The sequence below is a fragment of the Chryseobacterium sp. LJ668 genome (assembly GCF_019613955.1).
GTDB lineage: Bacteria > Bacteroidota > Bacteroidia > Flavobacteriales > Weeksellaceae > Chryseobacterium.
The window spans coordinates 173678-200192 of the sequence record NZ_CP080443.1 but is presented as its reverse complement, the minus strand read 5'-3'; the positions used below and the strand labels follow the sequence as shown (position 1 = coordinate 200192).

General features: G+C 34.0%; 30 protein-coding genes. 23 read left to right on the top strand and 7 right to left on the bottom strand.

Features of this window, described 5'->3' with window-relative positions:
• Positions 1-32 precede the first annotated feature (32 nt).
• Positions 33-443 carry a single-stranded DNA-binding protein gene (locus tag K0U91_RS00950; protein WP_220180053.1) on the bottom strand — a complete coding sequence of 137 codons (411 nt, stop codon included), beginning with the start codon at positions 441-443 and terminating at the stop codon, positions 33-35.
• Positions 444-940: 497 nt separating this feature from the next.
• Here K0U91_RS00950 and K0U91_RS00945 point away from each other — a divergent pair, with 497 nt between their 5' ends.
• The 5 genes from K0U91_RS00945 (at position 941) to K0U91_RS00925 (ending at position 5006) form a co-directional block, all read left to right on the top strand.
• Positions 941-1573: a Crp/Fnr family transcriptional regulator gene (locus tag K0U91_RS00945; RefSeq protein ID WP_220180052.1), complete on the top strand. Its 633-nt coding sequence runs from the start codon at positions 941-943 to the stop codon at positions 1571-1573.
• Between the two features lie 124 nt (positions 1574-1697).
• Positions 1698-2489 carry a sulfite exporter TauE/SafE family protein gene (locus K0U91_RS00940; protein ID WP_220180051.1) on the top strand — a complete coding sequence of 264 codons (792 nt, stop codon included), beginning with the start codon at positions 1698-1700 and terminating at the stop codon, positions 2487-2489.
• 75 nt (positions 2490-2564) lie between these two features.
• Positions 2565-3986, top strand: a complete 1422-nt coding sequence (locus K0U91_RS00935; protein ID WP_220180050.1) for an MBL fold metallo-hydrolase — start codon at positions 2565-2567, stop codon at positions 3984-3986.
• Between the two features lie 15 nt (positions 3987-4001).
• Positions 4002-4565: a YeeE/YedE family protein gene (locus K0U91_RS00930; RefSeq protein WP_220180049.1), complete on the top strand. Its 564-nt coding sequence runs from the start codon at positions 4002-4004 to the stop codon at positions 4563-4565.
• A 12-nt stretch (positions 4566-4577) separates the two neighbouring features.
• Entirely contained in the window at positions 4578-5006 is a 429-nt protein-coding gene (locus tag K0U91_RS00925; protein ID WP_220180048.1) for a DUF6691 family protein, read from the top strand.
• A gap of 30 nt (positions 5007-5036) precedes the next feature.
• On the opposite strand, the gene K0U91_RS00920 is transcribed toward K0U91_RS00925, so the two are convergent.
• On the bottom strand, positions 5037-5723 hold the full coding sequence (locus K0U91_RS00920) for a Crp/Fnr family transcriptional regulator (protein ID WP_220180047.1): 687 nt from the start codon (positions 5721-5723) through the stop codon (positions 5037-5039).
• A gap of 131 nt (positions 5724-5854) precedes the next feature.
• Here K0U91_RS00920 and pckA point away from each other — a divergent pair, with 131 nt between their 5' ends.
• The 7 genes from pckA (at position 5855) to K0U91_RS00885 (ending at position 12100) form a co-directional block, all read left to right on the top strand.
• Complete coding sequence (gene pckA, locus K0U91_RS00915) at positions 5855-7462, top strand: phosphoenolpyruvate carboxykinase (ATP) (RefSeq protein WP_220180046.1); 1608 nt, start codon at positions 5855-5857, stop codon at positions 7460-7462.
• 51 nt (positions 7463-7513) lie between these two features.
• Positions 7514-7933, top strand: a complete 420-nt coding sequence (gene gcvH, locus K0U91_RS00910; RefSeq protein ID WP_258561886.1) for a glycine cleavage system protein GcvH — start codon at positions 7514-7516, stop codon at positions 7931-7933.
• A gap of 69 nt (positions 7934-8002) precedes the next feature.
• The gene (locus K0U91_RS00905) at positions 8003-8677 is read left to right on the top strand and encodes an aminomethyltransferase family protein (protein WP_220180045.1); all 675 of its coding nucleotides are present in this window, start codon (positions 8003-8005) and stop codon (positions 8675-8677) included.
• Positions 8678-8797: 120 nt separating this feature from the next.
• Positions 8798-9169: a glycine cleavage system protein H gene (locus K0U91_RS00900; protein ID WP_220180044.1), complete on the top strand. Its 372-nt coding sequence runs from the start codon at positions 8798-8800 to the stop codon at positions 9167-9169.
• Positions 9166-9762 carry a class I SAM-dependent methyltransferase gene (locus K0U91_RS00895; protein ID WP_220180043.1) on the top strand — a complete coding sequence of 199 codons (597 nt, stop codon included), beginning with the start codon at positions 9166-9168 and terminating at the stop codon, positions 9760-9762. Before K0U91_RS00900 ends, K0U91_RS00895 begins: the two co-directional genes overlap by 4 nt.
• A 76-nt stretch (positions 9763-9838) precedes the next feature.
• Entirely contained in the window at positions 9839-11077 is a 1239-nt protein-coding gene (locus K0U91_RS00890) for an aminotransferase class I/II-fold pyridoxal phosphate-dependent enzyme (protein WP_220180042.1), read from the top strand.
• A gap of 297 nt (positions 11078-11374) precedes the next feature.
• Positions 11375-12100: a YoaK family protein gene (locus K0U91_RS00885; protein ID WP_220180041.1), complete on the top strand. Its 726-nt coding sequence runs from the start codon at positions 11375-11377 to the stop codon at positions 12098-12100.
• A gap of 198 nt (positions 12101-12298) precedes the next feature.
• Here K0U91_RS00885 and K0U91_RS00880 read toward each other — a convergent pair whose 3' ends face one another.
• The 5 genes from K0U91_RS00880 to K0U91_RS00865 form a co-directional block, all read right to left on the bottom strand.
• The gene (locus tag K0U91_RS00880) at positions 12299-14575 is read right to left on the bottom strand and encodes a glycosyltransferase (protein WP_220180040.1); all 2277 of its coding nucleotides are present in this window, start codon (positions 14573-14575) and stop codon (positions 12299-12301) included.
• 11 nt (positions 14576-14586) lie between these two features.
• Positions 14587-15645, bottom strand: a complete 1059-nt coding sequence (locus tag K0U91_RS00875; protein ID WP_220180039.1) for a glycoside hydrolase family 130 protein — start codon at positions 15643-15645, stop codon at positions 14587-14589.
• The gene (locus K0U91_RS16185) at positions 15645-15776 is read right to left on the bottom strand and encodes a hypothetical protein (protein WP_258561884.1); all 132 of its coding nucleotides are present in this window, start codon (positions 15774-15776) and stop codon (positions 15645-15647) included. Before K0U91_RS16185 ends, K0U91_RS00875 begins: the two co-directional genes overlap by 1 nt.
• A gap of 128 nt (positions 15777-15904) precedes the next feature.
• Positions 15905-16609: a hypothetical protein gene (locus K0U91_RS00870; RefSeq protein WP_220180038.1), complete on the bottom strand. Its 705-nt coding sequence runs from the start codon at positions 16607-16609 to the stop codon at positions 15905-15907.
• Positions 16610-16644: 35 nt separating this feature from the next.
• On the bottom strand, positions 16645-16857 hold the full coding sequence (locus K0U91_RS00865) for a hypothetical protein (RefSeq protein ID WP_220180037.1): 213 nt from the start codon (positions 16855-16857) through the stop codon (positions 16645-16647).
• Between the two features lie 240 nt (positions 16858-17097).
• Between K0U91_RS00865 and K0U91_RS00860 the strand changes: the two genes are divergently transcribed.
• The 11 genes from K0U91_RS00860 (at position 17098) to K0U91_RS00810 (ending at position 26509) form a co-directional block, all read left to right on the top strand.
• On the top strand, positions 17098-17760 hold the full coding sequence (locus K0U91_RS00860) for a BON domain-containing protein (RefSeq protein WP_220180036.1): 663 nt from the start codon (positions 17098-17100) through the stop codon (positions 17758-17760).
• A gap of 213 nt (positions 17761-17973) precedes the next feature.
• Entirely contained in the window at positions 17974-19356 is a 1383-nt protein-coding gene (locus K0U91_RS00855) for an NAD-dependent succinate-semialdehyde dehydrogenase (protein WP_220180035.1), read from the top strand.
• A 311-nt stretch (positions 19357-19667) separates the two neighbouring features.
• The gene (locus tag K0U91_RS00850) at positions 19668-20450 is read left to right on the top strand and encodes an MlaE family ABC transporter permease (RefSeq protein WP_220180034.1); all 783 of its coding nucleotides are present in this window, start codon (positions 19668-19670) and stop codon (positions 20448-20450) included.
• Positions 20451-20453: 3 nt separating this feature from the next.
• A complete protein-coding gene (locus K0U91_RS00845) occupies positions 20454-21203 on the top strand; it encodes an ABC transporter ATP-binding protein (RefSeq protein WP_220180033.1) in 750 nt (249 codons plus the stop codon).
• Between the two features lie 4 nt (positions 21204-21207).
• On the top strand, positions 21208-22206 hold the full coding sequence (locus K0U91_RS00840; RefSeq protein WP_220180032.1) for an MlaD family protein: 999 nt from the start codon (positions 21208-21210) through the stop codon (positions 22204-22206).
• 681 nt (positions 22207-22887) lie between these two features.
• A complete protein-coding gene (locus tag K0U91_RS00835; protein ID WP_220180031.1) occupies positions 22888-23550 on the top strand; it encodes a BON domain-containing protein in 663 nt (220 codons plus the stop codon).
• Between the two features lie 325 nt (positions 23551-23875).
• Entirely contained in the window at positions 23876-24364 is a 489-nt protein-coding gene (locus K0U91_RS00830; protein WP_220180030.1) for a hypothetical protein, read from the top strand.
• A 79-nt stretch (positions 24365-24443) separates the two neighbouring features.
• Positions 24444-25019, top strand: a complete 576-nt coding sequence (locus tag K0U91_RS00825) for a hypothetical protein (RefSeq protein ID WP_220180029.1) — start codon at positions 24444-24446, stop codon at positions 25017-25019.
• A gap of 211 nt (positions 25020-25230) precedes the next feature.
• Positions 25231-25596: a Dps family protein gene (locus tag K0U91_RS00820; RefSeq protein ID WP_309491499.1), complete on the top strand. Its 366-nt coding sequence runs from the start codon at positions 25231-25233 to the stop codon at positions 25594-25596.
• 4 nt (positions 25597-25600) lie between these two features.
• On the top strand, positions 25601-25813 hold the full coding sequence (locus K0U91_RS00815) for an SHOCT domain-containing protein (RefSeq protein WP_220180028.1): 213 nt from the start codon (positions 25601-25603) through the stop codon (positions 25811-25813).
• A 24-nt stretch (positions 25814-25837) separates the two neighbouring features.
• Positions 25838-26509, top strand: coding sequence for a DUF6629 family protein (locus K0U91_RS00810; RefSeq protein WP_220180027.1), 672 nt, complete (start codon positions 25838-25840; stop codon positions 26507-26509).
• Positions 26510-26515 lie beyond the last annotated feature (6 nt).

The following is a 26515-nucleotide window of genomic DNA, read 5'->3' as shown; positions in this document are numbered from 1 at the left end:
TTGTTTAGATATTTAAAAATAATTTGGTACTATTAAAAGGGTAGGTCATCATCCTTATCGCTGTTATTTGACTGAGATTTTGATGTTCCTTTTTTATCTGACTTCGTTGATTCGGCAGTATTCGGTTGAATTATTTTGCTACTGCTGTGTACCTTAATTTGCGAAGTATGGAAATTCAAGCCTGCATGAGGTTCACCATCTTTTCCTATCCATGCTGATGGGTAAGCTCTTCCGCTTAATTCTACCAAAGTGCCCTTCGTTAAAAAGTCAGCAACTTTCGGAGAGATCCAATAGGCGCAGTCAAAGAAGGTAGTCTGTTCGATTCGTTCGCCTTTTTTGTTGCGATAGTTGTCATTTGTAGCAATTGAGAAATTAACTACCTGCTTTTGATTGGACAAGTTGCGTACTTCCGCATCCTTTGTCAGTCTTCCGATAATGTTCATAATCGTCGTTTGTAAGATTGTTTATTTTGATTTGTTCACCATCTCTTCACCGTCCTTTCTATGAAAGCCCCTAGGGCTTCGCTGAATATTTTTCAAAAGAAAAACCGGAAAAAAGAAAGCAGATAATCTTAGCGGGCAAAGGGAAAAGCCAAAAGGAAACGGAATAATTGGAGGGTACCTTAAGGGAGGAAACCGTTTATGCCGTAGTCTTTTGGCTGGCAAAAGAACAGGCTGGCCGCTATACATTAGCTGCCTTTTTATCGGTTGATTTTGATAAATGTTTAATTGATATCTAAAACATGATGTGTGAGTAATGAATAAATAGATTTATAATAGCCTCAGCAGTTGATTAGTTGGCTTTTGGAGTTAATGATACATAATGATTATTTCTGTACTATTGCTGTGAAGAACTGTAAAGTCCTTTAGTACCTGATGTTAGAGGAAGATTGTAATGATGTGTTCCTAATTAGTCGTATATTGGTAAAACATTATTAGAAATGAATAATACTGCTTTATCTTCTGAGTTCAGTTCTTCTTCGGATTTAATCGATCAACTTAATCAAAACGGAGTTAGGAAAATCTACCACGAAGGAGATATCATTCTGGATGAAAATGCGTCCATACGCTCGATACCGATTGTGATGAAAGGCTTAATAAAGGTAATCCGTACCGAGGAAGATGGTAGAGAAATTTTATTATACTACATCAAAGCTGGTGAAAGCTGTATCATGTCCTTCCTTGGTGGAATGCACAATGAAAAAAGCATTGTAAAAGCTGAAGTAGAAGAAGACACTGAAATTCTATTTTTGCCAATGGAGAAAGTTTTTCTTTTTATCAAAGAATATCCCGAATGGCTGGATTACATTTTCAGGCTCTATCATAAACGTTTCGAAGAATTACTCGATATCATCAATGCTATTGCATTCAAAAAAGTGGACGAAAGGTTATTGAATTTACTCAATATAAAATCTGAAATGTCTCAATCCAAAACAATTATCACGACACACGAGCAACTTGCCAATGAGCTTGGGACAGCTAGAGTAGTAGTCTCAAGACTTCTGAAACAATTGGAAGATTCAGGCAAACTAAAGTTGGGAAGAAATAAAATCACGCTTTCAGATTCTATCTAAAAATTTCATCAAACTTCATTCTAACAACTTGCTAAAAATTATGACTCATTAATTTTTGTTGTGTAACAAAAGTAGCTGTGCAAATAGACCAGTATTTCGATTTTTGTATTATAAAATTGAAAAAATGGAAATTTTTGGATACATAGCATCTGTTTTTATAGGCATTTCATTGGGATTAATAGGTGGTGGTGGGAGCATTCTCACTGTTCCAGTTTTAGTTTACTTCTTTGGTATTGATGTTTTTTTAGCAACAGAATATTCTCTGTTTATTGTCGGAGTAACCAGTATGGTTGGCTCGTTTTCTTATTTTAAAAAAGGGCTGGTTCATCTTAGAACTGCTTTTATTTTTGGTATACCATCAATTGTTTCCATTTTCCTTACCCGCAATTTTCTTCTTCTTTTACTTCCTGATAAAGTTTTTAAAATTGGAAGTTTAACGTTTACCAAAGATATTTTTATTCTGGTGATTTTTGCTGGATTAATGATTGTTGCTTCTTATAAAATGATTCATAAAAGCACGGTAATGAAAACAACAAATTATTCAGCTAAAACCAATACACTTTTAGTAGCTGGAGAAGGTTCTGTTGTAGGAATTTTAACAGGTCTGGTCGGAGCCGGAGGTGGATTTATGATTATTCCGGCATTGGTCAATCTATTGAGGAAACCGATGAAAGTGGCGATAGGAACTTCTCTCGTGATCATCTCGTTAAATTCTCTTGTTGGATTTTTTTCATCAATGAATAGCGTCAGAATTGAATGGCATTTATTGGCAACCATTTCTGCAGTCGCCATACTGGGAATCATCATCGGTTCACAAATATCTAAGAAAATTGATGGTAAAAAATTAAAGCCTGCCTTCGGATGGTTTGTTCTGATCATGGGTATTTATATCCTTATTAAAGAACTTTTTCTCTAAAAGACGTTGTGTAACTAAAGTGGCTGTAGAATAAAAATTATAAAAGGACCTTTGTAATAAATAAAATATTAAAAAATGAAAATAGAACAAATTTATACGGGATGTTTGGCTCAAGGAGCATACTACATCGTATCTGATGGCGAAGCTGCAATCATTGATCCATTAAGAGAAACTCAGCCGTACATCGAGAGACTACAAAAAGATAAAGTGAAATTAAAATACATTTTTGAGACCCATTTTCACGCAGATTTTGTAAGTGGTCACGTTGATTTAAGTAAAAAAACAGGTGCGCTGATTGTGTACGGACCAACAGCAAAACCTGAGTTTGATGCGATTATAGCGGAAGACAGTCAGATTTTTGAAATTGGAGCAGTAAAAATTAAAATTTTACATACGCCCGGACATACGATGGAAAGCTCTTCCTTTTTATTAATCGACGAAAAAGGAAATGAAAAAGCTCTTTTCAGTGGAGATACGTTGTTTTTAGGTGATGTTGGTCGTCCAGATTTGGCCCAGAAAGCTGCACATATGACTCAGGAAGAACTTGCCGGACTTCTTTACGATAGTTTATATCAAAAAATTCTGCCTTTGGATGATGAAATTATTGTTTATCCCGCCCACGGAGCTGGTTCTGCCTGCGGAAAAAATATGCAGAAAGAAACAGTTGATACGTTGGAAAATCAAAAGAAGACCAATTATGCTCTGAATCAAAATGACAAAACAAGCTTTATAAAAGCGGTTACAGAAGGTCTTCTTCCGCCACCAGCCTATTTCGGGATGAATGTTGCGATGAATAAAAAAGGGTATGACAGTTTTGATGAAGTTTTATCTAAAGGTCTTCATGCGCTTTCTCCCGAAGAATTTGAGGAAACTGTGGAATTTTTCGGTGCTTTGATTCTTGATGTCAGAAATAATGACGATTTTGCAAAAGGTTATATTCCTCAATCGATTAACATTGGATTAGACGGAGATTTTGCACCTTGGGTAGGTGCTTTGATTGCTGATGTCAAACAACCGATTTTACTGGTTACCGATGAAAATAATGAAGAAGAAACGGTTACACGATTAAGCAGAGTAGGGTTTGATCATATTTTAGGTTTTCTGAAAGGTGGTTTCACTTCCTGGAAAAAGACAGGCAAGGAGATAGATAGGGTTCATCGTATTTCTGCCAAACAATTTGAAGATGAAATCAGGGATAAAAATGTGACAGTCATTGATGTTAGAAAAGACAGTGAATACTTAGCAGAACATGTAGATAATGCTTACAGTAAACCTTTAGCGTACATCAATAATTGGATGAATCATATTGAACCGAGCGAACATTTTTATCTTCACTGCGCAGGCGGTTACCGAAGTATGATGGCTGCAAGTATTCTTCAGGCTAGAGGTTTCAGAAATTTCACTGAAATTGAAGGCGGCTTTAATGCAATCGCACAGACTGATGTTCCCATAAGCGATTTTGTTTGTCAAACAAAAGTTTTAAACTCAATTAAATAATAAAAAATAAAATTCATGTTAGAAATCATAAAAGAACCTTGGCCATGGTATGTTGCTGGCCCTTTGATTGGACTCACGGTTCCTACACTTCTGATTTTAGGAAATAAATCTTTCGGAATCAGTTCATCATTACGGCACATTTGTGCAGCGTGTATTCCCGCAAATGTTAGTTTTTTCAAATATGATTGGAAAAAAGAATCCTGGAATTTATTTTTTGTGATGGGTATTTTCTTTGGAGGGATGATTGCCGCTTATTTTCTTGTGAATCCGGGAGACATTGTTGTTAATCCAAAACTTAAAGCAGAATTGGCAACCTATGGAATCACAGATTACAGCAATCTTGTTCCTACACAGCTGATGAATTTTGAAAGTTTGTTGACAATTAAGGGCTTTATCCTGATGGTCGCTGGTGGATTTCTAGTCGGTTTCGGAACACGATATGCCGGAGGTTGCACAAGCGGACACGCCATCATGGGACTTTCAAATCTTCAATGGCCATCCTTAATAGCAACGATCTGCTTTATGATCGGTGGTTTTTTCATGGCAAATGTTATTTTGCCGATAATTCTTTCACTCTAAATTTATTTAATAATGAAAAAAGAAAAATGGTATGATAATTTAAAATTCCTCATCGTGGGTGTTTTATTCGGAATTGTTTTTGTAAAAGCTGAAATTATCAGTTGGTTCAGAATTCAGGAGATGTTCAGGCTGCAGTCCTTTCATATGTATGGCGTTATCGGAAGCGCAGTTGTCATCGGAATGATTTCTGTTTTACTCATTAAAAAATTCAGGATAAAAACCATTGATGGAGAAACCATTTCAATAGCTCCTAAAAAATTCAATAAAGGGCAAATTTATGGTGGTTTGATTTTTGGCTTTGGCTGGGCAATCACAGGAGCATGTCCGGGACCTCTTTTTGCACAAATCGGGACAGGTGCATTTGCAGTAATCATCACTTTGGTGAGTGCAATTTTTGGAACTTGGGTGTATGGATATGTAAGGGAAAAATTACCGCATTAATTTTTTTAGTATCTTAAATACTACTGTCATTTACATGAGATTTGCTATTTGAGTTAACAATTTAAAATCTAATAATTGTATTTTACGTCCTTCCATCATAATTAGTTTTTCCTGTTTAAAACCATGAAGTATACGTGCCAACGTTTCACTTGCGGTACCAGCCATATTGGCTAAATCGGAACGGGACAATGTAATAAACACAGTAGCATCATCTGAGCTGTTTATTTTGTACTTATCATGCAAAATAAGCAGACTTAAGGCTACTCGTTCCCGAACAGTTCTTTGAGAGAGAACGGTCATTAAATTTGCCATAACACTAAACTCGTGACTCAGGCATTTTAAAAGTAACCTAGAAAATACGGCGGATTTAGTAAGTAAAGAAAGGAAATCATCCTTTGAAATAAAAGAAATCACAGAGTTTTCAAGAGTTTGTGTAGTATCGCCATAAGACTCTTCACTTAAGATGGCCGAATATCCGAAAAACTCTCCTGCATTGTAGATATAAATGATCTGTTCTCTACCGTCATTATCAACCTTATATTTTTTTACTTTACCTGATTTCAAATAGAAAACGCCATTGGGCATTGTACCATCAGTAAATATTGCTTCGTCTTTTCGGTAATTTTTTTGATGCATTACTTGAGTAAACATGTCTTTATCACCCTCCGGAAGCTCTTCAAATAGATATTGGTTGTTAAAAATGAATTTCGAGATCATAATCTAGTACAAATCTAACCTATTTTTAATTAAGCGAAAATTTGATTTAAATCAAATTTCATTGCCACGTGGGTCATTCTATTCTGGTATTAAACAGCCTAATTTTACAGTAATAATAAATTGATTTTGATATGGAATATTTAGAGCAGTTAAAAGATCTGGGGATTAACAATACAAAGGAAGTCTACTGGAATTTATCAGTGTCTCAACTAATAGCCCAGACGCTAAAGAAAAGCCAGGGTGTCATCACCCGTTCAGGAGCATTGGCTTGTGATACCGGTGAATTTACGGGACGCTCACCTAAGGATAAATATATTGTGAAGGATGAGAATACCACAGATTCCATTTGGTGGGGGGAGGTTAACCATCCGTTTCTTCCCGAAGATTTCGACAGATTATACAGCAGTGTTGCTGCCCATCTTTCTGCCAGAGATATTTATGTGAAAGATGCCTATGCCTGCGCAAAATCTGAGTATCAATTAAACATCAGGGTTGTTACCGAAAAACCATGGCAGAGTTTATTTGTTAATAATCTATTTTTAAGACCGACTGACAAAGAACTAGAAACCTTTCACCACGAATGGCTTATATTAGTAGCTCCTGAATTTAGAGCTGTTCCGGAAGTAGACAAAACACGCCAGCATAATTTCACAGTCATTAATTTTTCAAAAAAGATCATTCTTATTGGAGGAAGTGCCTACACCGGAGAAATCAAAAAAGGAATTTTTACGGTTTTAAATTACATACTTCCTTATGAAAAGAATGTGCTCTCGATGCATTGTTCGGCTAATATTGGTGTACAAGGAGATACATCTGTATTTTTTGGACTTTCAGGAACAGGTAAAACTACACTTTCCGCAGATCCGTCCAGAAAACTAATTGGCGATGATGAACATGGATGGGACGATCAGAATGTCTTTAATTTTGAAGGCGGCTGTTATGCGAAATGTGTTAATCTGAGCGAAGAGAGAGAACCCCAAATTTTTTCTGCTATCCGTTTTGGAACTTTGCTTGAAAATGTGCGTTTTGTTGACGGAACAGATATCGTTGATTACGATAATATTTCTGTAACTGAAAATACAAGAGCAGCTTATCCTATTGATTTTATTGACAATGCAGTACATCCATCTGTTGGTGGAGTACCGGAAAATATTTTCTTTTTGACCTGTGATGCTTTTGGTGTACTTCCTCCCATTTCAAAATTGACTGTTGGTCAAGCGATGTATCATTTTATTTCTGGATATACTGCAAAGGTAGCAGGAACCGAAGCAGGAATTACAGAACCCCAGACCACTTTTTCTGCATGTTTTGGAAAACCCTTTTTACCATTGCATCCAACAACCTATGCTGAATTGTTAGGAAAAAAATTGATAGAAAATAAAGTAAAAGTCTGGTTGATTAATACAGGATGGTCTGGAGGATCTTACGGAACAGGAGAACGTATTAAACTTTCCTACACCAGAGCTATGATTGCGGCAGTATTAGAAAAAAAATTAGAAGATATAGATTTTGTGCGTGATGCTGTATTTGGATTGAAGATACCCATAGAATGTGACGGGGTACCTTCTGAAATATTAAATCCCAAAAATACATGGGATGATAAATCTGCATATGATGAAACAGCCCTTAATCTTGCAGCCCAATTTAGATTGAACTTTACATCCTTTGAGTCATTTGCCAACGAACAAATAATGCAGGGAGGTCCTGTGATTGACACAAATGTTACGAAGATTGGTTGAAAAAACTGAATAAACAAAAAAATGATATGGTTAAATATCAAAAGAACAATAATGAGTGTGTTATTTTTTATGAAAAAAAACAGTGTTGATACGATAATTCCGAAAGACCTCTTATATACAGAAGATCATGAGTGGATCAGAATTGTAGGTAATACCGCATATGTCGGAATCACGGATTTTGCCCAGAAAGAACTTGGAGGAATTATCTATGTAAAAGTTAAAACTTTAGGAAAGAATATAAAACAAGAACAAATATTTGGAACTATTGAGGCCGTGAATAAAATCTCGGATCTTATTATGCCTATTGCCGGTGAAATTATTGAGATGAATCCAAAATTAGCTTTCAATCCTCAATTATTAAATTCCGATCCGTACGGTGAGGGTTGGATTGCCAAAATAAAAATGAATAATCTTTTCGATGTAGAGTGGTTGCTGCGATCAAACTCCTATTCAGTTTTAATAAGTTTATAAGACGGTCTGCTGATGGTAAAAATAAAGAAAACGGCACTTAATACAATACATCACATCCTCGGTGGAAAAATGATAGAATTTGCCGGTTATCAAATGCCTCTTCAATATACAGAAATACAGCAGGAAGATGAGGCAACAAAAAAAGGTGTTGGTATTTTGGATGCATCACACATGGGTAAGATTTTGATTCATGGAAAAGATGCTTTTGACTTGGTTCAAATGATTTCTTTGAATAAGTCCCCACAACTTACTGCCGGAACATTACACTATAGTTGCATGTCCAAAAGCAAAGGTATTATAGATGATTTGATGGTTTATAGTATTGGTGAAAAGGGATATCTTTTGGTGGTTAATGCTTCAAAAATCCGGAAAGTTATGGATTGGATTCTTTTACATACTATTCCAAATGCAGAAGTAACAAATGTTACGGATACAATGACTTTAATGATTGTACAAGGTCCAAAAGCTTTGCACACTCTTCAGAAACTGACAGATATCTATTTGGAAGGCATTGACTGCACAAAATTCAAAATTGGTGAATTAGCATGTATTTCCAAAGTGATGATCTCATCATCTGGTTATCTAGGAGCAAGAGGGTTTGAAATATTTGTAGAAAATAAATATGCTGAACATGTTTGGGATGCCATTTTAAAAGCAGGAAAAGACGACCATATTGTTCCTGTCGGTTTAGCGGCAAGAGATACACTTCGTTTGGAAATGGGATTTTTTTCTTTATGGAAATAAATACTGTTGATGCTTTTTTATGATCAGCAGAATTGAGATTTATAATAAAATTCGCATAAGATCAGAAATACACTATGTGGTGTTATCAACCAAAGTAAACTAAACTTTATCAAATGAAATATGATTATTCCTAAGAATCTCTACTATACTAAAAACCATTTGTGGTTAAGGAAAATTGGGCTGTGTGATTTTTGTATTGGTATCACTGATTTTGCTCAAAAAGAAATAGGAGAAATTGACTTGATCGAATTGAATGTCGACGAAAAAAGATTGTTGGAATCAGCTTCATGGGGAGTGATTTACGGAACTAATGCAACATTCTCTTTAGTTGCGCCTTGTGAATTCGAAATCACAACATTAAATACTTTTTTAAATACTCATCCATCACAGGTCAATCTAGATCCATATAATTTTTGGTTAGTGAGTATTTCAGCTAAAATTTATACACAAGAATTATTAACCCATGAAGAATATTTAAAATTAATACTATGATTTTTAAACATATACAATTAAATATTGATGTCAAAGACAGCGAATTTAATTCGCTGTATCCTCCTCGTATAAAAGAACTGGCAGAACGTCATTGGACACCAGTTGCCGTTGCAAAGATGGCAGCTCATTATTTAGCAGAAACTTCAAATAGTAAGGTGTTGGACATAGGTGCTGGTGCCGGTAAATTTTGTTTGGTAGGAGCTGCTTCGACATCAGGAAGGTTTTGTGGTGTTGAGCAGAGACAATCTCTAATAAAAATCTCAAAAAAAATTGCAGACAAATATAATATTGACAATGTGAATTTTATTCATTCCAATATTAAGGAAATATCCTTTTCCGATTATGATGCATTTTATTTTTTTAATTCATTTTACGAAAATATTGATCATACATGCTCCATTGATGATGAAGTACAAAAAAACAGAGAATTATATGATGAGTACTCAGAGTATGTCAGAAATCAGCTTGATGAAACGCCCGTAGGGACACGTTTGGTAACATATTGGAGTAAATGGGATGAGATTCCCAAAAGTTTTGATTTAGAAAATACCGCGTACGATGGACTACTGAATTTTTGGAAAAAGGTGATTTAAAAGTAATTTATAACGAACCTCATTAATTCTTCTATATAAATCCAGAATAAAAAAATATCGAAAACAACATAAAAAAATGAATATAATTGATAAAATAAAAACACGTCTCGGTCCACTGGGTGATCATGCTCATTATGCCCATGGATATTATGCGTATCCCAGGCTTGAAGGTCAGATCAGCAATAATATGTTTTTTAATAGAAAGAAAAAATTAGTATGGAGTCTTAATAATTATCTAGGATTGGCCAACCATCCCGAAGTCAGAGAAGCCGATAATGAAGGAGTTCGTTTGTATGGTCTTGCTTATCCAATGGGAGCTCGTATGATGACCGGAAATACTACCTTGCATGAAGAGTTTGAGGAGAAGATTGCAGATTATGTTCAAAAAGAAGATGCATTTTTATTAAATTATGGTTATCAGGGAATGGTATCTTTAATCGACTGTCTGGTAGATCGAAGAGATGTGATCATTTATGATGCAGAATCGCATGCTTGTATAATCGATGGAATACGCCTTCACCTCGGAAAACGATTTGTTTTCAAGCATAATGATATTAAAGATTGTGAAAAACAGTTAGAGCGTGCAAAGGAAATAATAAAAGAAACAAAAGGAGCAATATTGGTCATCACCGAAGGCGTTTTCGGTATGCGAGGCGACCAGGGAAAACTAAAAGAAATTGTCGCCTTAAAAGGCAAGTTTAATTTTTCTCTTTTGGTAGATGATGCTCATGGTATTGGATGTCTTGGTAAAAGTGGCGCAGGAACTGGAGAAGAGCAAAATGTTCAGGATGGTATTGACTTTTATTTTGGGACATTTGCTAAAGCATTTGCTGGTATTGGTGCTTTTATCGCCAGTACGAAAGAAGCTATTCTATTCCTGAAATATAACATGCGTTCTCAGATATTTGCTAAATCATTGCCAATGCCAATGGTATTTGGTGCTTTAAAACGTTTAGAATTAATGCGCACCAAACCTGAAATTAGAGAAAAGCTATGGGTTATTGCAAATAATCTTCAGAGTGGATTGAAAGATGCAGGATTTGACATAGGTACTACCAATTCTCCGGTAACTCCTGTATATCTTGACGGATCTATAGATGAAGCTGCTGCCTTGGTCAGTGATTTACGTGAAAATCATGCAATATTCTGCTCTCTGGTAATGTATCCTGTGGTTCCGAAAGGAATAATTATGTTACGATTGATTCCCACAGCTATTCACACTTTAGAGGATGTAAAGAGAACTCTCCTTGTATTTAATAAGATAAGATCTAACTTGAGCATGGGCTATTATAGAAAGGAAGTAATAACCATATAGTTTTTAAATTGTCAGCTTTATGTGTTTAGTCTTTTCAGATGCATTTTAAGCTTTTTAGCAAACATTTCAGTTAGGATTGGATTACCTCTTAGTTATCATTGTCTTTTTATAAAACCATGTCCAACAATTTACATTAAGATTAGGTTTTTTACTGGTTTTAATTTTCATTTCAATCTTATCACAAATAGTAAAGGAAAACGGATAATTTTCGATACTATTGTAAGTGAATGAATTTAATGAGGAATTTGAACCTTCATTTGATTGCGTTCTATAAATTTATTGATTAAACCTAACAGGATGTTTCATCACAGAGGTAAAAGCAGAACTTATTTTCACAATCTTAAACTAGCCTCAGCTCTTTCTTTTGTTGCAGGTATTGTTAATATTACCGGAGTGTTGTCAGTAAATGTTCTTACGACAAATGTCACTGGGCATTTTGCTTTTTTTTCTGAGGAAATACTATTGAATAGATATCGAACAGCTTTTGTTTATTTACTTTTCATTCTCTGTTTTCTCTTAGGATCTTTTACGTCTAGTTTTATTATTGAATTTTTATCAAAACGTAAAAAGATTCGTCCGCACCTGATTCCCCTATTAATCGAAATTTTGCTTATTTCTTTGATAGGTCTTTCTGGTTTCAAGCAAGTAAACCTTCAGCTGACACCAAACATGGTTGCATTCATACTCCTTTTTGCAATGGGAATCCAAAACTCTTTAGTAACCAGAGTTTCGCAGTCTGTTGTAAGGACAACACATCTTACAGGGTTATTTACGGATTTAGGGATAGAGTTTTCTCAAATATTTTTCATTAAAGAAGAACTAAAATATCAGCAACTTAAAAAAAATATTTTTCTGAAGCTTTCGATCATACTTTGCTTTTTTTGTGGATGTGTGATAGGAGGATGGCTCTATCAAATCTTTTATATAAAAGTACTTCTATTTGCATCGGGAGCCCTACTTTTTACGATTTGGTATGATAAGATTTTATATCGATACTATTTTTTTAAAAGAAAGTTGAGATAGACCGCTTAGTTATATCTCATTTAGCCACTTTAATCGTTTAAAAATTACTGAATTTTCTTGTTTGTTAACCATAAAATTAAACACTAATTCATTGATATTGATGCTGTATAATTAGTGTTTAATGTTCGAAGTTGTAATGTTCTATTGAAGTATGAAAATGACCGTATTGCCAATTATCTAAAGATGATAAAAATCTTGTTAAGCTTTAGCTAAACAAAGTCTTGCCATTAAATAACTGACTGTAGACTCTGCCCCTTGATTCAAATTAACACTTTTTTCTTCCAATCCATCATAACATCCGCCCGTTGCAGGATTATAAATAATTCGATTCAAATGATTTTTTCCCAAAAACCAGTTGAAAGCATCCTGCATCATTTCGGAATGAGATTCATCTCCGAAACATTCTTGAAATTTTGATAATGTTAAAATGGTGTAAGCAACATCAATAGGCTGTTCACCGCCATTTGAATGTAATTTCATTTCATGTTTCTGAAGCCATCCTTTGTTAGAAATTACTTTAATAGAATTATTTACGAATATCTTTGACAAAAGAAATTGAAAGGATTCTATCGCTATTTTTTTATAACTATTTTTCCCGGTAGACATCCATGCGCATAACATCGCTTCTGGTAAAACACTGTTTCCGTAGGTGAGATAACTTTCAAACCAATGCCAGTTTTCTTTAGCCTCATGAAGATACATTCTTTCCAAACGACCAGCTAACAAATCAAGTAAAGTTATATTCTTGTCAGAATTTTGATAGTACAAACCTTTTATAATGAATGCCATTGCTCTGGTTGAATATATATCTTGTACTAAAGGAAGATTTTTCTGAATTATTTTTTCTGCTTTTCCTAAAAGATGATCGTTAAGAATATCTCTTTTTGAAATCAAATATCCTAAAGCCCAAATTGCTCTTCCATTGGAATCCTCTAAGTTGGTCTCATAGTTCTGTTGCGTAAATTCTTTTTCCTCGTTCACATAATTCAGGAAACTACCATCAGGCTGTTGGCAAAATTCTATAAAATCAAGATAAATCTCAATCAATTCTATATCTTCTTGATCCCGAGTTTGTTCAAAATGTTCACAAATGGCAATTAAAGCACGAGCATTGTCATCCAAAGTATATCCGGAATCAATGTCAGGTTTATTGATTTTAGAAAACTGAATCATTCCAAAATCGGTTGTCATATTTTTTATATGAATTAAATTGATTTCAGGTATAGCATACTGCAATTGAATTTTTTTTGCACCCGATTTTTCAAAAAGTTGGGCGTGAGATATGGATGAGTTTTCCCATGCGGTAGGGGCCATTTTTTCAAGTGCATTAGTTCTTAGTAGCTCTTGTATTTGTTCGTTTTTCAGAACTTTATTGACCTCATTTGCCAATTGTTTTGGCGATTCAAAATCGATGATAATTCCTGTTTCTTTTTTCAAAACTTCTACAGCGTGTGGAATTGGCGTAGAAATGATAGGACATCCGCAGCTGATTGCATAAGAAAATGTACCGCTCACAGCCTGATTTCGATCTTTTGAAGTAAAAAGATAAATATCAGTTAGTTGCAGATATTCTAGTAACTCATCTAAAGGTAAATATGCATTAACAAATCTTACATGATTTTCAAGACGTAGATCCTGCACTGTTTTTTCAAGAAATTGACGGTATTCTTCGCCATCATTTTTTACGATTCCCGGATGTGTTTTTCCGATTACTAAAAATAAAACATCAGGATGATCAGCTATGATTTCCGGTAATGCTTGTAAGGTCGTTTCAATATTTTTCCCAGAACCTAATAATCCGAATGTTGACAGTACTTTTTTTCCATTCAGATCATATTTATCTTTTAATTCAGTTTTATCTGTAAGAGGAAGAAGATGTGTTCCGTGAGCAATAATATTTATTTTTTCTAACGGAATTCCATATTCTTTCGACAAAATTATAGCAGAAATTTCCGTCATTACAATGATAGATTGGCAGCAATGTGCAATTTCCTGTACGTGTTTTTTCAATTGCAAATCAGGACTTGGAAGAACAGTGTGAAATGTAATGATAATATCTTTTTCCAATAGTTTTAAGAATTGTGATAACCCATTTTTTATGGTAGAGAAAAACCCAAATTCGTGCTGAAGTATCACTAACTCGATCCTGTTATTTTGATTAATTTGATTTGCTAATTGTACATATGAGTTATAATCTGAAGTGTTGAGACGATAAGGAGTTTTTTCAATATAATCGTACTGCTCGTCTTCAGTTTCGATAGGACATATCATGGTATTGAACGAATCTCCAAATTTCTTTTTCAAACTTTTGATAAGATCTTGAGAATACGTAGCAATACCACAAACCTTTGGAGGGAATGAGGTGATAAAAACAATCTCGGGTAGATAGGGTTCAGGATGAACTATGGAATTAATAATCTTAGGCATTGTTTTTTTTATCCTTCTAACTACATTGTCTGTATTCATGTTTTCCATTCTAAAATTTTTTAAAGGTTATTAACTTCTACATCTAGGTATTTATAGGTAATCAATTCATCCAGTAATTCTGATATATTCACCGAAACAACTGCTATACGTTGATCTGCAGCACCATAATAGATAAACAGTGTATCATCTTCAACCACGGCTCCTGTAGGAAAACAGACATTGTTAACTTCACCTTTCAATTCCCATTTTTCTTGTGGTTTGAAAAGAGGATAGGGAAGCCTTGAAATTTCTTTTCCGGGATTATCTAAATCCAGCAATGCTGCACATGCGGAATACACATACCCTTCAACAGAATCATGTACACCATGGTAAATGATAAGCCATCCTCTCTCTGTTTCAATAGGCGGACATCCGCATCCAATGTAACTAATCTCATGCTCATGCTTAGGAGACAACACGATATGTTCTTTGAAGTTAAGAAAGTAGTTGTTCCAGAACTGAGATGTTAAATCTTCAATTTTTTCTATGCCGGCAACTAATTGTACATCAGGTTTAATACGAATAAGAAAATAGAATTTATTATTAATTTTTCTTGGGAAAAAAACGAGATTCTTGCACCATAAGTAAACTTCTTCTGTGTTTTCCTGATGACTTATCTGAAATTTGTTGAAGCGAATATATTTTTCATCGTGGGATTTGTCGATTTCTGAAAAATATTTAAATTCTTCAAAAGTAATTTCAGGAACAATAATGCCCAATTTCTTCCAGTTTGTGAGATCCCTAGAAATCGCTAAGGCTCCCAAAGCATTAATGCCATCATAGGCGGTGTAGGTAAGGTAGAAAATATCCTCAATTTTAACGATTCTAGGATCTTCAATACCATGTTTCTCATATCCAAATTCAGGCCGTAATATAGGATATTCATATCTTTCTTGAACCTCCAAAGGATTTAAAAGTGAGCAATACCCAATTGTTGAAATGTTTCCCTTGGCTACCGCTCTATAAAAAAGATGTGTTTTCTCATTATCTTTGATTACAGCGGGATTCAGTACGCCATCACATTCAAAGTCTAACTCTGTTTTTTTAAGAAGAATTCCCTCTTTTTTTACAGTGATCATTATTGATCCGTTAGTTTATTTTGATCTTCTTTTTCTTTACGTTTTGCGAGTTTATCAACACGTTTTTCTTTTGTTGTTTTTAAAGCAACCGTTTTATCCGTAGATTTTTTACTATCTTTTTCTTTTGACATTTTGTATTGATTTTGGTTTAAAGTAAAGTTGGTCTATTGTAAACGAAAAACGTTGCAAGTCTCCTTGTAGTTTTTGTATATATCACACATTATAAGAATTTTATGTTCTGGTGTGTTTGAAATTCTCCTTACAAATGGGATATAGTGGTGTCACCGGCAAAAAAATCCATTACTGACATCCAGACATTTTTGTGTTTATAGCGATTACTGTTTTCACTGTTTATATATTTTCTATGTAATGGTTTTAAAGTGCTGATCTCTAGACTACTTTCGTTCCATTTATTTGGAAAATATTCTTCTACGAAGTTGATCTCAAGTTTACATATACTCATTAGTGAAACAATCAGAGAAAAAACTTCATCTTGCGTATTACAGATTGATGTTCTCCAGTATAATTTTTCTTGGTTCTGAAGTGTGCTCAATCCCATCTGCTCCAGTTTTTTGTGATTGAGTTTAATTTTATTCATGATATACAGATTATATTTCCAAAATAAAAAATTATTGAATTGGTCTTTTTTGATGATGTTTTCTTTCAAATACAGAAACTGCTGTTTGAGATAACTTGTCGACGTATTAATTTCCTTTAGAATGGATATATATTGTGTATCCTCATCAGTATCAATATTCATCTTGATGATCAATTCTGATTTTTTGTGAAGTTTTTGCAATACTTCAATTGAATCTATAACTTTTGTGAGATCTTTATCCAAATTGACGGTAGTATCCGCCATGTAATAGAACGCAGTTACTTGATTGTTGTGTATTTCACTAAAACTTTGTTTATTTTCATCAAAATCAAGCTTTTGTTTATAACGATTTAAAATATTTTCCATATTGTTTTTGCTGATTATTTTTAATTTATGTTCGATTAGGAAATAACGTTTCGGGTAATCATTTCAATCACTTCTGCACGATTCTTACTGAGTTTATTTTCAATTCTTGCAATCAAAGCATTGTCTTGTCCGCTGTCGAATTGTAAGTCTGAATCCTTTAATAAGGAATATTTTTCTTTCAATTTTTTGGACTGTGAAGTCCAGTCACCGCTTATTGTAAAATTTTCATTTTTAAGATTCGTTTCCATAATTTAGAGTATTTGGTGTAACATAATAATTACTTTGCAAAGATGAATATTTAGTATAGCATCGCTGTTGTTGATTAAAATCTGATATTTACAATCATCACACATTTTTTAACAAAGAAGTGAATTATCCCAATGTGTGATAACTGCAAGCCTTTTCAATCTATCTGTAATTATATGATTTACAAATGGATGTAATTTTACACTATTGAAACAATTCAGTTTCTACCAAATTCATGACAAATGAAAACAAACGCAGAACTACAGAAAGATGTGCAGGATGCTATTAAATGGGAACCATTATTAAATTCAGCAGAAATTGGAGTTACAGCGAAAGACGGAGTGGTTTCTTTGACTGGAGTCGTTGACAGTTATGCGAAAAAAGTTGAAGCGGAATCCGCAGCGAAAGGGATTAATGGAGTGAAAGCTATTGTTGAAAATATTGAAGTGATTTATCATAATTCATACACAAAAAGTGACGCAGAAGTCGCGAATGAGATTTTAGCAGCCTTTAAAGCAAATTATTCAATTCCTGATGATAAAATAAATGTGATGGTTGAGGATGGAAGAGTGACTTTAGAGGGCGAGGTTCAATGGAATTATGAAAAGGAAGCGGCTGAAAATTCTGTTCATCTTCTTCCTGGCGTGAAAGCTATCATCAATGATATTGCTGTTAAATCATTATTTCATGACAAAATTGAGCAGAAAGATGTTGAAGATGCATTAGAAAGAAGCGTTATCAATAGTGAAGATATCGTTGTATCTGTTTCCGGAACAATTGTAAGTTTAACCGGAACCGTTCATTCTTGGTACGCAAAAGACGAAGCAGCACGTATTGCCTGGAAAACGCCCGGAATTTGGGAGGTTATAAATCAACTGGCTGTAGAATACGAAACAGCTTACTAGCAAAATATATTTAGTGGTGTTATTACTTGAAAGCACGAATAGAAAGTGCTTTTAAGTTTTTATTTCTCAAGGATTCGCTTAAATGATTGCAAACACTTAATTGCAAATTACATTCGAACCATTGGAAGCTGAATGTTTATTCAATCACTATCGAAGATATCCAATTCAATAAAACCAACGAACTAAGATATTAATATTTTAAAAATTAAAATTATGGCATTTCAAACCATCAATCCCACTACAAATGAACTTATACAGAGCTTTGAAGAAATTACCTCTGAGTCTCTGGAAAAAGCAGTAGCAAATGCTACAAGTACATTTGATGTATGGAAAAAGATAGATTATAAAGAAAGGGCAAAACTTTTATACGAAGTTGCCGGTCTTTTGAGAGAAAAGAAGTTGGAGCTTTCCAAACTAATTACTTTAGAAATGGGTAAACTGCTTACTCACGCAGAGGGTGAAATAAAATTAAGTGCAGAAATATTTGATTATTATGCTAAAAACGCTGAAGTTCTTCTTGCTGATACAGTATTGCATCCAGATCATGGAGAAGCATTCATCAGAAGCAGTCCAATTGGTGTTTTGTTGGGAATTGAACCTTGGAATTTCCCATTTTACCAAGTTGCCCGTTTTGCAGCTCCTAATTTGATGATTGGTAATACGATACTTATGAAACACGCTTCAAACGTTCCACAATGCGCATTAGCGATTGAAGATATATTTAAAGAAGCTGGTGCTCCAATCGGATTGTATACCAATCTATTTTTATCTGGAAAAAACGCTTCAAAATTGATTGCTGATCCAAGAATTAAAGGCGTCTCACTCACTGGAAGTGAAGCCGCAGGAATAAGTGTAGCAACTGAGGCCGGTAAACATATCAAGAAGTCGGTCTTAGAATTAGGAGGAAGTGATGCATTTATTATTCTAGAAGATGCCGATATTGATAAAGCGGTAGAATGGGCAGTTGTGGGAAGGATTAATAATAACGGACAATGCTGTGTAGCCTCGAAACGATTTATAGCGGTAGAAAGCATTGCTGAAGAATTTCTGAAAAAATTCACTGAAAAAATGTCAGGTTTACAAGTTGGTGACCCAATAAAAAACACTACAGATTTAGGTCCCCTTTGCAGTGAAGAAGCAGCTTCAAATATTGAAACACAAGTGAGAAGAGCTGTCGATGGTGGCGCTAAGATTATTTTAGGTGGTAAGAGAGTTCAGAGAGATGGTGCCTACATGGAGCCGACGATTTTGACAGATATTACATCTGAGAATCCTGTTTTTTATGAGGAGTTTTTTGGACCTGTGGCACTTTTCTTTACGGTAAAAAATGAAAAAGAGGCCATCCAATTGGCGAATGATTCACCATACGGATTGGGAGGTTCAATTTTTACACAGGATATTGACCGAGGAAAAAGAATTGCTGATCAAATTGATACAGGTATGGTTTTTATCAATCATCCAACATGGACTCAGGCTGATCTTCCCTTTGGAGGTACAAAAAATTCCGGTTACGGAAGAGAAATGGCCGCATTGGGCTTAGAAGAGTTTGTCAATAAAAAACTGATCAGAACAAGTGAATTAAGCGATCCATTTTAAATATAAATTCAAATCGAGAGATGAAGAATTTAAACAAATTGATGTTACTCACGATACAATTTTTAAATTATGAGAATTGTACGCTCACTACAAAATTTAAAAATGATCTGAGTTTTTTTAAGATGTTTCTCTTACACAATGGTTGGAAGAATCAGTTCAGGATTATCAGTGCAAAAAGTCAAGATGATCTTTTGAGTGTACCTTAACGAGATTAGAAATGAGCAAACAATGGTAAGGTTGTTTATTTTCCCCAAACTGAATAATATTCCCATTTATAAATAGATCGATTTGCTTTTCTTAAACAATATTTTATGTCTGTATCAATGCTTTCAAGGTCATCGATAAAATCCTTTTTCTCAGAAGTAGGAGATATCACTTTATTTGCCAAGCGTTTTTTTCGAGAACATTTCGTTCCACCCTATGAGTTTAAAGAACTTATTCGGCAATGTTACAACATTGGAAATAGATCGCTGCTTTTGGTGATGGTTACCGGATTTATTCTAGGTTTGGTTTTCACCTTACAATCTCGACCAACGCTCGAGCAATTTGGTGCTGAGTCGTGGATTCCTTCAATGATTAGCATTTCAATCATAAGAGAAATTGGTCCTGTGATTATCGCTCTGATTTCTGCAGGAAGAATAGGCTCAGGAATAGGGGCAGAATTAGGATCTATGCGGGTTACAGAACAAATTGATGCGATGGAAGTTTCAGGTACAAATCCATTTAAATATTTAGTCGTTACCCGAATCGTTGCGAGTACACTGATGCTTCCGCTCTTAATTATTGTAGGTGACAGTATATCGCTTGTTGGATCAGCGATGGTTGAAAATTTGAAATCAGATGTTTCCTATATTCTTTACTTCAATAAGGTATTTAATGCCATTGAGTTTGGTGATATTATTCCTGCGGCTATAAAATCATTTTTTTTCGGCTTTGCAATCGGATTGGTTGGTTGTTATAAAGGATATAATTGTGCGAAAGGAACTGTGGGAGTGGGTGAGGCATCTAATGCTGCTGTAGTATACACTTCAATGCTAATATTTGTGATAGATTTTATCGCCGTATTTGTAACCGATATAATTTTTGATATATAAATAATGATGGAAAATAACTTACAGACAGTTTTAGAACTGAAAAATATAACAAAAATTTTTGGTGAGAATCATGTTTTGAATGGGTTTAATCTAAAACTTGTAGAAGGGGAAAGCTTGGTGATTATGGGAAAATCAGGCTCTGGAAAATCAGTTATGGTGAAATGTCTTGTTGGTTTAATAAAACCAGATACTGGCACAATTACAATAAAGGGAGAAGATATTACAAGCATGGAGCATAAAGAACTGGATATATTAAGAAATGAAATTGGTTTTCTGTTTCAGGGAAGTGCTTTATATGACTCTATGACTGTTCGTGAAAACTTAGAGTTTCCACTCAGGCGACGTAAAGATCAAAGTGATCATTTTACAGAAACAGAGACTTTAGTGACAGAAGCTTTGAAAGATGTAGGTCTAGAACAAACTATTGACTTAATGCCATCCGAACTTTCTGGAGGAATGCAAAGAAGAATTGCATTAGCGAGAGCTTTAATTCTGAAACCTAAAATTATGATCTACGATGAACCTACAACAGGTTTGGATCCTATCACAGCGAAAGAAATTATAGAATTACTTCGAAATATACAGCTAAAGTATAAAACTTCATCAATAATAATTACCCATGATGTTGATTGTGCCAGGGTAATATCAAGCCGTATGATTTTGCTGGTAGACGGTGTAAATTATGCGGAAGGAACTTTTCAAGAGCTCTCAAATTCTGATGATCCACAGATTAAAGCCTTCTTTAAAAATTAATACTATGGAAAACTCTACTTCAAAAAAAATATACGTGGGAATTTTTATAATCGTTGGAACTATACTTCTTATTACAGCGCTTTATTCAGTTGGAAAACGTCAGAATCTCTTTAGCAAAAATATTCAGCTGTTTGCAATTTTTACAGATGTAAGCGGTTTGCAAGTTGGTAATAATGTCCGGTATTCTGGTGTGGATGTAGGAACCGTAAAAAATATACAAATGACGGCAGAAGGTAAAATAACTGTAGAGATGTCCGTCGAGCAGGAGGCTTCCAGATTTATTAAAAAAAATGCTGTGGCAAATATTGCTTCTGATGGTTTGGTAGGAAGTATGGTTGTTAACATTATCCCGGGAGATAACAAAATGAATGAAGTGGTGGTTACCGGTGATCACATTCAAATCAAAACAAAAATTACGATCGATGAAATTCTTGAAACCTTTAGTAAAACCAACGAAAGCGCTGTTTTGATTACTGCTGATTTAGCTAAAATTACGCATAAGATTGTTGAAGGCGAAGGTTTCTTGGGTGCAATATTAAGTGACTCTCTTATGGAAAATGACATGCGATCTTCTATATCAGGAATGAAAAGAACTGTCGATGATGTTTCTCGAGCAATGGCAAAAGTAAATTCTGTGATTTCTAAAATTGATTATGATGAGAGTGCGGTGGCTGTACTTCTGAGTGATCCCAAATCTCGTTTACAAATTCAAAATGTTTTTTCTAATTTAGAAAAATCCAGTGAAGACATCAATAAGATATCTCAGAATGTAGATGATTATATCAATGAAATCAAATCTGGAAAAGGCTCATTAAATTATATTACAAAAGATGAAAAGCTTGTCCAAAATATTGACTCCACAATGATCAATGTAAAGGAAGCTTCGGAAAAGCTCAATGAAAATATGGAAGCATTAAAACACAATTTTTTATTCCGTGGTTACTTTAAAAAAATTCAACGAAAAAAGGATAAGGAACTCAAGAAAAGTGAGGTGAAACCTTAATGGTTTATGTTATTTCATCAACTGAATCTGAGATGTTCCAAGTACGTATGTTTTACCGACCCTTCAAATCTCAATGAGCTTATATGCATATAATGAATTTTTTTTTGTTTAAAGTATCAATTCTAGTAATTTCAAGAATAGAATCTGTAATAAATCAGTTTTACATGTTTTAGACTTTATGTTTTATCGCTTAAAAAATAATGATATATTGCCTAATCGTTTTTAAAATGATTAGGCAATACTATTCTTATAAATCTCTCATTGCTTAATTCCCATTTCTAATTTAGTTTGCATTTCATTTTTGCTACCATATCAATATTTTTCTTTTTTTTTAAATTATAAGTCTGACCTTTCAATCTAAATTTTCTCTTGTTGCTTAGACCGTAAATTTCCTTCCAAGTTTTATTTAAAACTTTTTTTTAAGCATTTTTATTCACGTCCCTAATTGGACTTTTTTGCGCAATAGGTTTACTACTTAAAAATATTTAAACAGTAATAATTCATTAACGTTATCAATTAAAAATTCATATTTACACACATCACACATTTTTAACAATGAAGTGAATTATTCCAATGTGTGATACTTGCAATCCTTTGGAATCAATCTGTAATTATTTGATTTGCAAATGGATGTAATTTTACAGTGTTAAAACAATTCAGTTTTTACAAAATGTATTACAAATGAAAACAAACGGAGAATTACAAAAAGATGTTCAGGATGCGATCAAGTGGGAGCCTTTATTACATTCGGCCGAAATCGGAGTAATTGTAAAAGACGGAGTCGTTTCTTTGACCGGAATCGTTGACAGTTATGCGAAAAAAATGGAGGCAGAAGAAGCTGCTAAAAAGATAAAGGGTGTAAAGGCTATTGTTGAAAATATTGAGGTTCATATTCCCAATTCCTACATGAAAAGTGATGTTGAAATTGCCAATGAAGTTCTTATTGCACTAAAAACAAATTATGCAGTTCCAGATGATAAAGTTGATGTAAAAGTTGAAAATGGCAGGGTAACATTAGATGGTGATGTTCATTGGAACTACCAAAAAGAAGCAGCTAAAAATGCAGTTAGCTATTTACCAGGTATTAAAGCCATTACCAATAACATCATGATCAAATCAAAATTTAATGATATGATTGAAAGAAAGGATATTGAAAATGCGCTGAAAAGAAGTGTTATTGATGACAGCAACATTGAAGTTTCAGTGTCCGGAACTACTGCAACTTTAACAGGTAAAGTAGATTCATGGCCGCACAAAGATGAGGCAGGCCGTATTGCTTGGAAGACTCCAGGAATATGGAAAGTTAAAAATGAGCTAGACGTAGAGTATGAATATGCCTACTAAAAGACAGTAAACTTTATCTGCAACTTATCGTACGAAGCAGATGCGCTTCTAAGTTGGATTTAAAAAGAAAACCAGAAAAATCAAATAATAGAATGATTATAAATACCTGTTACAGGAGTAAATGCGATGAAATTCTTATCAATTGATTTACGAACCAAATAAAGCCAATAGAATGGCAACACCATTATTATGAGTATACTACAATATTGCACGCAACTATCTAAAATAGTTCTGCTCCAGATCATTTTACATCGTTTACAATGTTCAAAAGCGAAGTAAGAAATATATCATCTGCAATTCTTCATCTATAACGTAAAATTAAAATATGAAAAATATAATCTTATTAATCGCAGTAACAGCATCAATGATGAGTTGTGATAAAACATCCAACAAAGAAGTTATACATGCAGAAGAACAACTAAACGATGCACAACAACAATTGAACGATGCAACACGTGATAAAAATAGTGCAGTCAAAGCAAAAGCAACCGCAGAATGGCAGTATTTCATAATGGAATCCGACAGTACCATTGCAGAACGCAGTGAAGATATCAGGATACTTGATTCTGTTCGTTTAAAAATGAACGCGAATGAGAGGCAAAAAATGAATGCCAATTATAATCAAGCAAAAAGCGAAATCTTAAAATTAAGGGTCAAACTAAAAGAAAAAAGCGATGCTTTCGAACAGGATTTGGAAAAATTTGATGATCAGGCTGTAAAGGAGAATGAAATCTTTAGAAGAAATTTCAGAAATGATATGGAGAGATTGGATAAGTCGGTGGATCAACTATTCCAATCCTATAATAATAGATAAGGGCTTTCAATCAATAAAACTGTTTTAAAATAAATATAAACCGTTGAAATAATCAATCTTCAACAAAAGTAAAGAAATAATGAAAAATAAAATTAAAATATTAGCAATGGCAATCATGTCAGTTGCATTTACAACCACCGTTTTTGGTCAGAAGGTTGACAGTAGAGTAAATAATGCCTCATATATTAAACCTGAAAAAATATTGAGGAATGATGTTCCTAAAGATGTGATTGAAAATTTTGTTAAAGACCACCCAGCAGTTCAAAACGAGCAATGGAGAGGTTATCCGACGGAAGATTTTAGAAATGTTTGGTACGATTATAACCCATCATTAAACTCATCATCAGCTTCAGACTATTTTGTCGCAGAATTTTGGGAAGGTGGAGAACATCAGGAGGGAATGTATTCAAGAGATGGAAAAAAGATTGCGATCCATAAGAAGATTGATTCACAACTTCCTCAACCCATTTTAGATGCTATCAAAAAGGGAGTTTACAAGAACTGGAAAATTGCCAAAGAGAAAGAAGAAATATTCAGAGACTATTCTTTAGATCAGCTTAAAGTCTATAAAGTAACGGTTCAAAAGGGTTCTTCAAAACATTTCTTGTTTTATTCTGCCGATGGAGCACTTTTAAAGGATAAGATCATTCAATAGGACCAATCTTTAACCTCGTAATGTGATGAAATTGTTTCATAATCATACGAGTTGATGAATGAAAAAATAATAATAAAATTATAATAATAAAAATATTTAAAATGAAAATACAAATAGGAATAGCGGATGCTCATCGTCAATCAGTCGTGGATGAGTTAGTGAAATTATTGGCAGATGAAAACGTTTTATATGTCAAAACCAAAAATGCGCATTGAATATTGAAGGCCCTGATTTTTATGACAAGCATAAATTTTTTGAATCTCAGTTCATACAATTAGATGCAATTATAGACAGTGTAGCAGAAAGAATCCGTTCTTTGGGACATTATGCACCAGCAACACTAAAATCTTACCTCAGCCTCACTCATCTTACTGAGGTCAAATCAGAAAAAAATGACAGCCAAGGTTTTATTAAGGAGCTATTGCAAGATCATCAGAGCATCATCATCAATATATGTGAGCATGTCAAAAGTTTTGGAGAAGAGTTTCATGATTTAGGTAGTGCGGATTTCGTGACAGGCTTGATACAAACACACGAAAAGATGGCTTGGTTCTTACGTTCACATTTAAACAATTAATACGATGTATCACGAGAACTATCAATTTTGGGGAATGCATTTTTTATGGTGGATATTATGGGTAGTATTCCTATTTTGGATTTTTGCCATACCTTATAATATTCCTGGGCAGAAAAACGCAAAAGACACACCACTTGATCTTTTAGATAAACGATTTGCTTCCGGAGAAATCAGCAAAGATGAGTATCAGGAAATGAAAAGCATTTTAGGAGGCTAAATATAATTTTAAGATATACTAAATATGTGTTTTTCAGCGAGTGCAAGTTTTACATCAGGAGTCGTTTTAACCATCATCGGTATTGCTTGTCTCAAAAAAACGGAACATCCTTCGACCCAGTTGTTTGCGAGTATTCCATTATTATTTGGGGTACAGCAAATAGCAGAAGGTATTTTGTGGATAACGATTTCTAATCCCGACTATCGGAATATGCAAGAAGTATTTACCTATCTATTTTTGTTTTTTGCGCAAATACTCTGGCCTTTTTGGGTCCCGTTATCCATCCTAATACATGAGAAAAATGACAAAAAGAAGAAGATTCTAAAATTTTTTTTGGCTGCAGGAATAATGGTAAGTGTATATTTATCGTGTTGCTTATTATCATTTAATGTAGAAGCAAAAATAGAAGGTCGACATATAAAATATATTCAAGATTATCCTTCGATTTTCAGAGGGTACGGCACTATTTTGTACGCTGTTGCAACAGTAGCTCCGGCTTTCTTTTCTTCAATAAAAAAAATCTGGATCTTCGGCGTTGCCATTGTTATTTCTTATGTTGTTTCTGCAATTTTTTACGAGCATTACGTTTTGTCTGTTTGGTGTTTTTTCTCAGCGATTATCAGTTTGTCTATCTATTTAATTATCAGAGATATTAGAGTTTCTGAAAAAAGAAAAATTTATATTGGTGCATCCTAGTTTAAA

What these genes read in the sequence shown, in the direction of transcription:
- K0U91_RS00950 (WP_220180053.1), bottom strand. Translation starts at nt 443, where the DNA reads ATGAACATTATCGGAAGACTGACAAAGGATGCGGAAGTACGCAACTTG.
- K0U91_RS00945 (WP_220180052.1), top strand. Translation starts at nt 941, where the DNA reads ATGAATAATACTGCTTTATCTTCTGAGTTCAGTTCTTCTTCGGATTTA.
- K0U91_RS00940 (WP_220180051.1), top strand. Translation starts at nt 1,698, where the DNA reads ATGGAAATTTTTGGATACATAGCATCTGTTTTTATAGGCATTTCATTG.
- K0U91_RS00935 (WP_220180050.1), top strand. Translation starts at nt 2,565, where the DNA reads ATGAAAATAGAACAAATTTATACGGGATGTTTGGCTCAAGGAGCATAC.
- K0U91_RS00930 (WP_220180049.1), top strand. Translation starts at nt 4,002, where the DNA reads ATGTTAGAAATCATAAAAGAACCTTGGCCATGGTATGTTGCTGGCCCT.
- K0U91_RS00925 (WP_220180048.1), top strand. Translation starts at nt 4,578, where the DNA reads ATGAAAAAAGAAAAATGGTATGATAATTTAAAATTCCTCATCGTGGGT.
- K0U91_RS00920 (WP_220180047.1), bottom strand. Translation starts at nt 5,723, where the DNA reads ATGATCTCGAAATTCATTTTTAACAACCAATATCTATTTGAAGAGCTT.
- pckA (WP_220180046.1), top strand. Translation starts at nt 5,855, where the DNA reads ATGGAATATTTAGAGCAGTTAAAAGATCTGGGGATTAACAATACAAAG.
- gcvH (WP_258561886.1), top strand. Translation starts at nt 7,514, where the DNA reads ATGAGTGTGTTATTTTTTATGAAAAAAAACAGTGTTGATACGATAATT.
- K0U91_RS00905 (WP_220180045.1), top strand. Translation starts at nt 8,003, where the DNA reads ATGATAGAATTTGCCGGTTATCAAATGCCTCTTCAATATACAGAAATA.
- K0U91_RS00900 (WP_220180044.1), top strand. Translation starts at nt 8,798, where the DNA reads ATGATTATTCCTAAGAATCTCTACTATACTAAAAACCATTTGTGGTTA.
- K0U91_RS00895 (WP_220180043.1), top strand. Translation starts at nt 9,166, where the DNA reads ATGATTTTTAAACATATACAATTAAATATTGATGTCAAAGACAGCGAA.
- K0U91_RS00890 (WP_220180042.1), top strand. Translation starts at nt 9,839, where the DNA reads ATGAATATAATTGATAAAATAAAAACACGTCTCGGTCCACTGGGTGAT.
- K0U91_RS00885 (WP_220180041.1), top strand. Translation starts at nt 11,375, where the DNA reads ATGTTTCATCACAGAGGTAAAAGCAGAACTTATTTTCACAATCTTAAA.
- K0U91_RS00880 (WP_220180040.1), bottom strand. Translation starts at nt 14,575, where the DNA reads ATGGAAAACATGAATACAGACAATGTAGTTAGAAGGATAAAAAAAACA.
- K0U91_RS00875 (WP_220180039.1), bottom strand. Translation starts at nt 15,645, where the DNA reads ATGATCACTGTAAAAAAAGAGGGAATTCTTCTTAAAAAAACAGAGTTA.
- K0U91_RS16185 (WP_258561884.1), bottom strand. Translation starts at nt 15,776, where the DNA reads ATGTCAAAAGAAAAAGATAGTAAAAAATCTACGGATAAAACGGTTGCT.
- K0U91_RS00870 (WP_220180038.1), bottom strand. Translation starts at nt 16,609, where the DNA reads ATGGAAAATATTTTAAATCGTTATAAACAAAAGCTTGATTTTGATGAA.
- K0U91_RS00865 (WP_220180037.1), bottom strand. Translation starts at nt 16,857, where the DNA reads ATGGAAACGAATCTTAAAAATGAAAATTTTACAATAAGCGGTGACTGG.
- K0U91_RS00860 (WP_220180036.1), top strand. Translation starts at nt 17,098, where the DNA reads ATGAAAACAAACGCAGAACTACAGAAAGATGTGCAGGATGCTATTAAA.
- K0U91_RS00855 (WP_220180035.1), top strand. Translation starts at nt 17,974, where the DNA reads ATGGCATTTCAAACCATCAATCCCACTACAAATGAACTTATACAGAGC.
- K0U91_RS00850 (WP_220180034.1), top strand. Translation starts at nt 19,668, where the DNA reads ATGTCTGTATCAATGCTTTCAAGGTCATCGATAAAATCCTTTTTCTCA.
- K0U91_RS00845 (WP_220180033.1), top strand. Translation starts at nt 20,454, where the DNA reads ATGATGGAAAATAACTTACAGACAGTTTTAGAACTGAAAAATATAACA.
- K0U91_RS00840 (WP_220180032.1), top strand. Translation starts at nt 21,208, where the DNA reads ATGGAAAACTCTACTTCAAAAAAAATATACGTGGGAATTTTTATAATC.
- K0U91_RS00835 (WP_220180031.1), top strand. Translation starts at nt 22,888, where the DNA reads ATGAAAACAAACGGAGAATTACAAAAAGATGTTCAGGATGCGATCAAG.
- K0U91_RS00830 (WP_220180030.1), top strand. Translation starts at nt 23,876, where the DNA reads ATGAAAAATATAATCTTATTAATCGCAGTAACAGCATCAATGATGAGT.
- K0U91_RS00825 (WP_220180029.1), top strand. Translation starts at nt 24,444, where the DNA reads ATGAAAAATAAAATTAAAATATTAGCAATGGCAATCATGTCAGTTGCA.
- K0U91_RS00815 (WP_220180028.1), top strand. Translation starts at nt 25,601, where the DNA reads ATGTATCACGAGAACTATCAATTTTGGGGAATGCATTTTTTATGGTGG.
- K0U91_RS00810 (WP_220180027.1), top strand. Translation starts at nt 25,838, where the DNA reads ATGTGTTTTTCAGCGAGTGCAAGTTTTACATCAGGAGTCGTTTTAACC.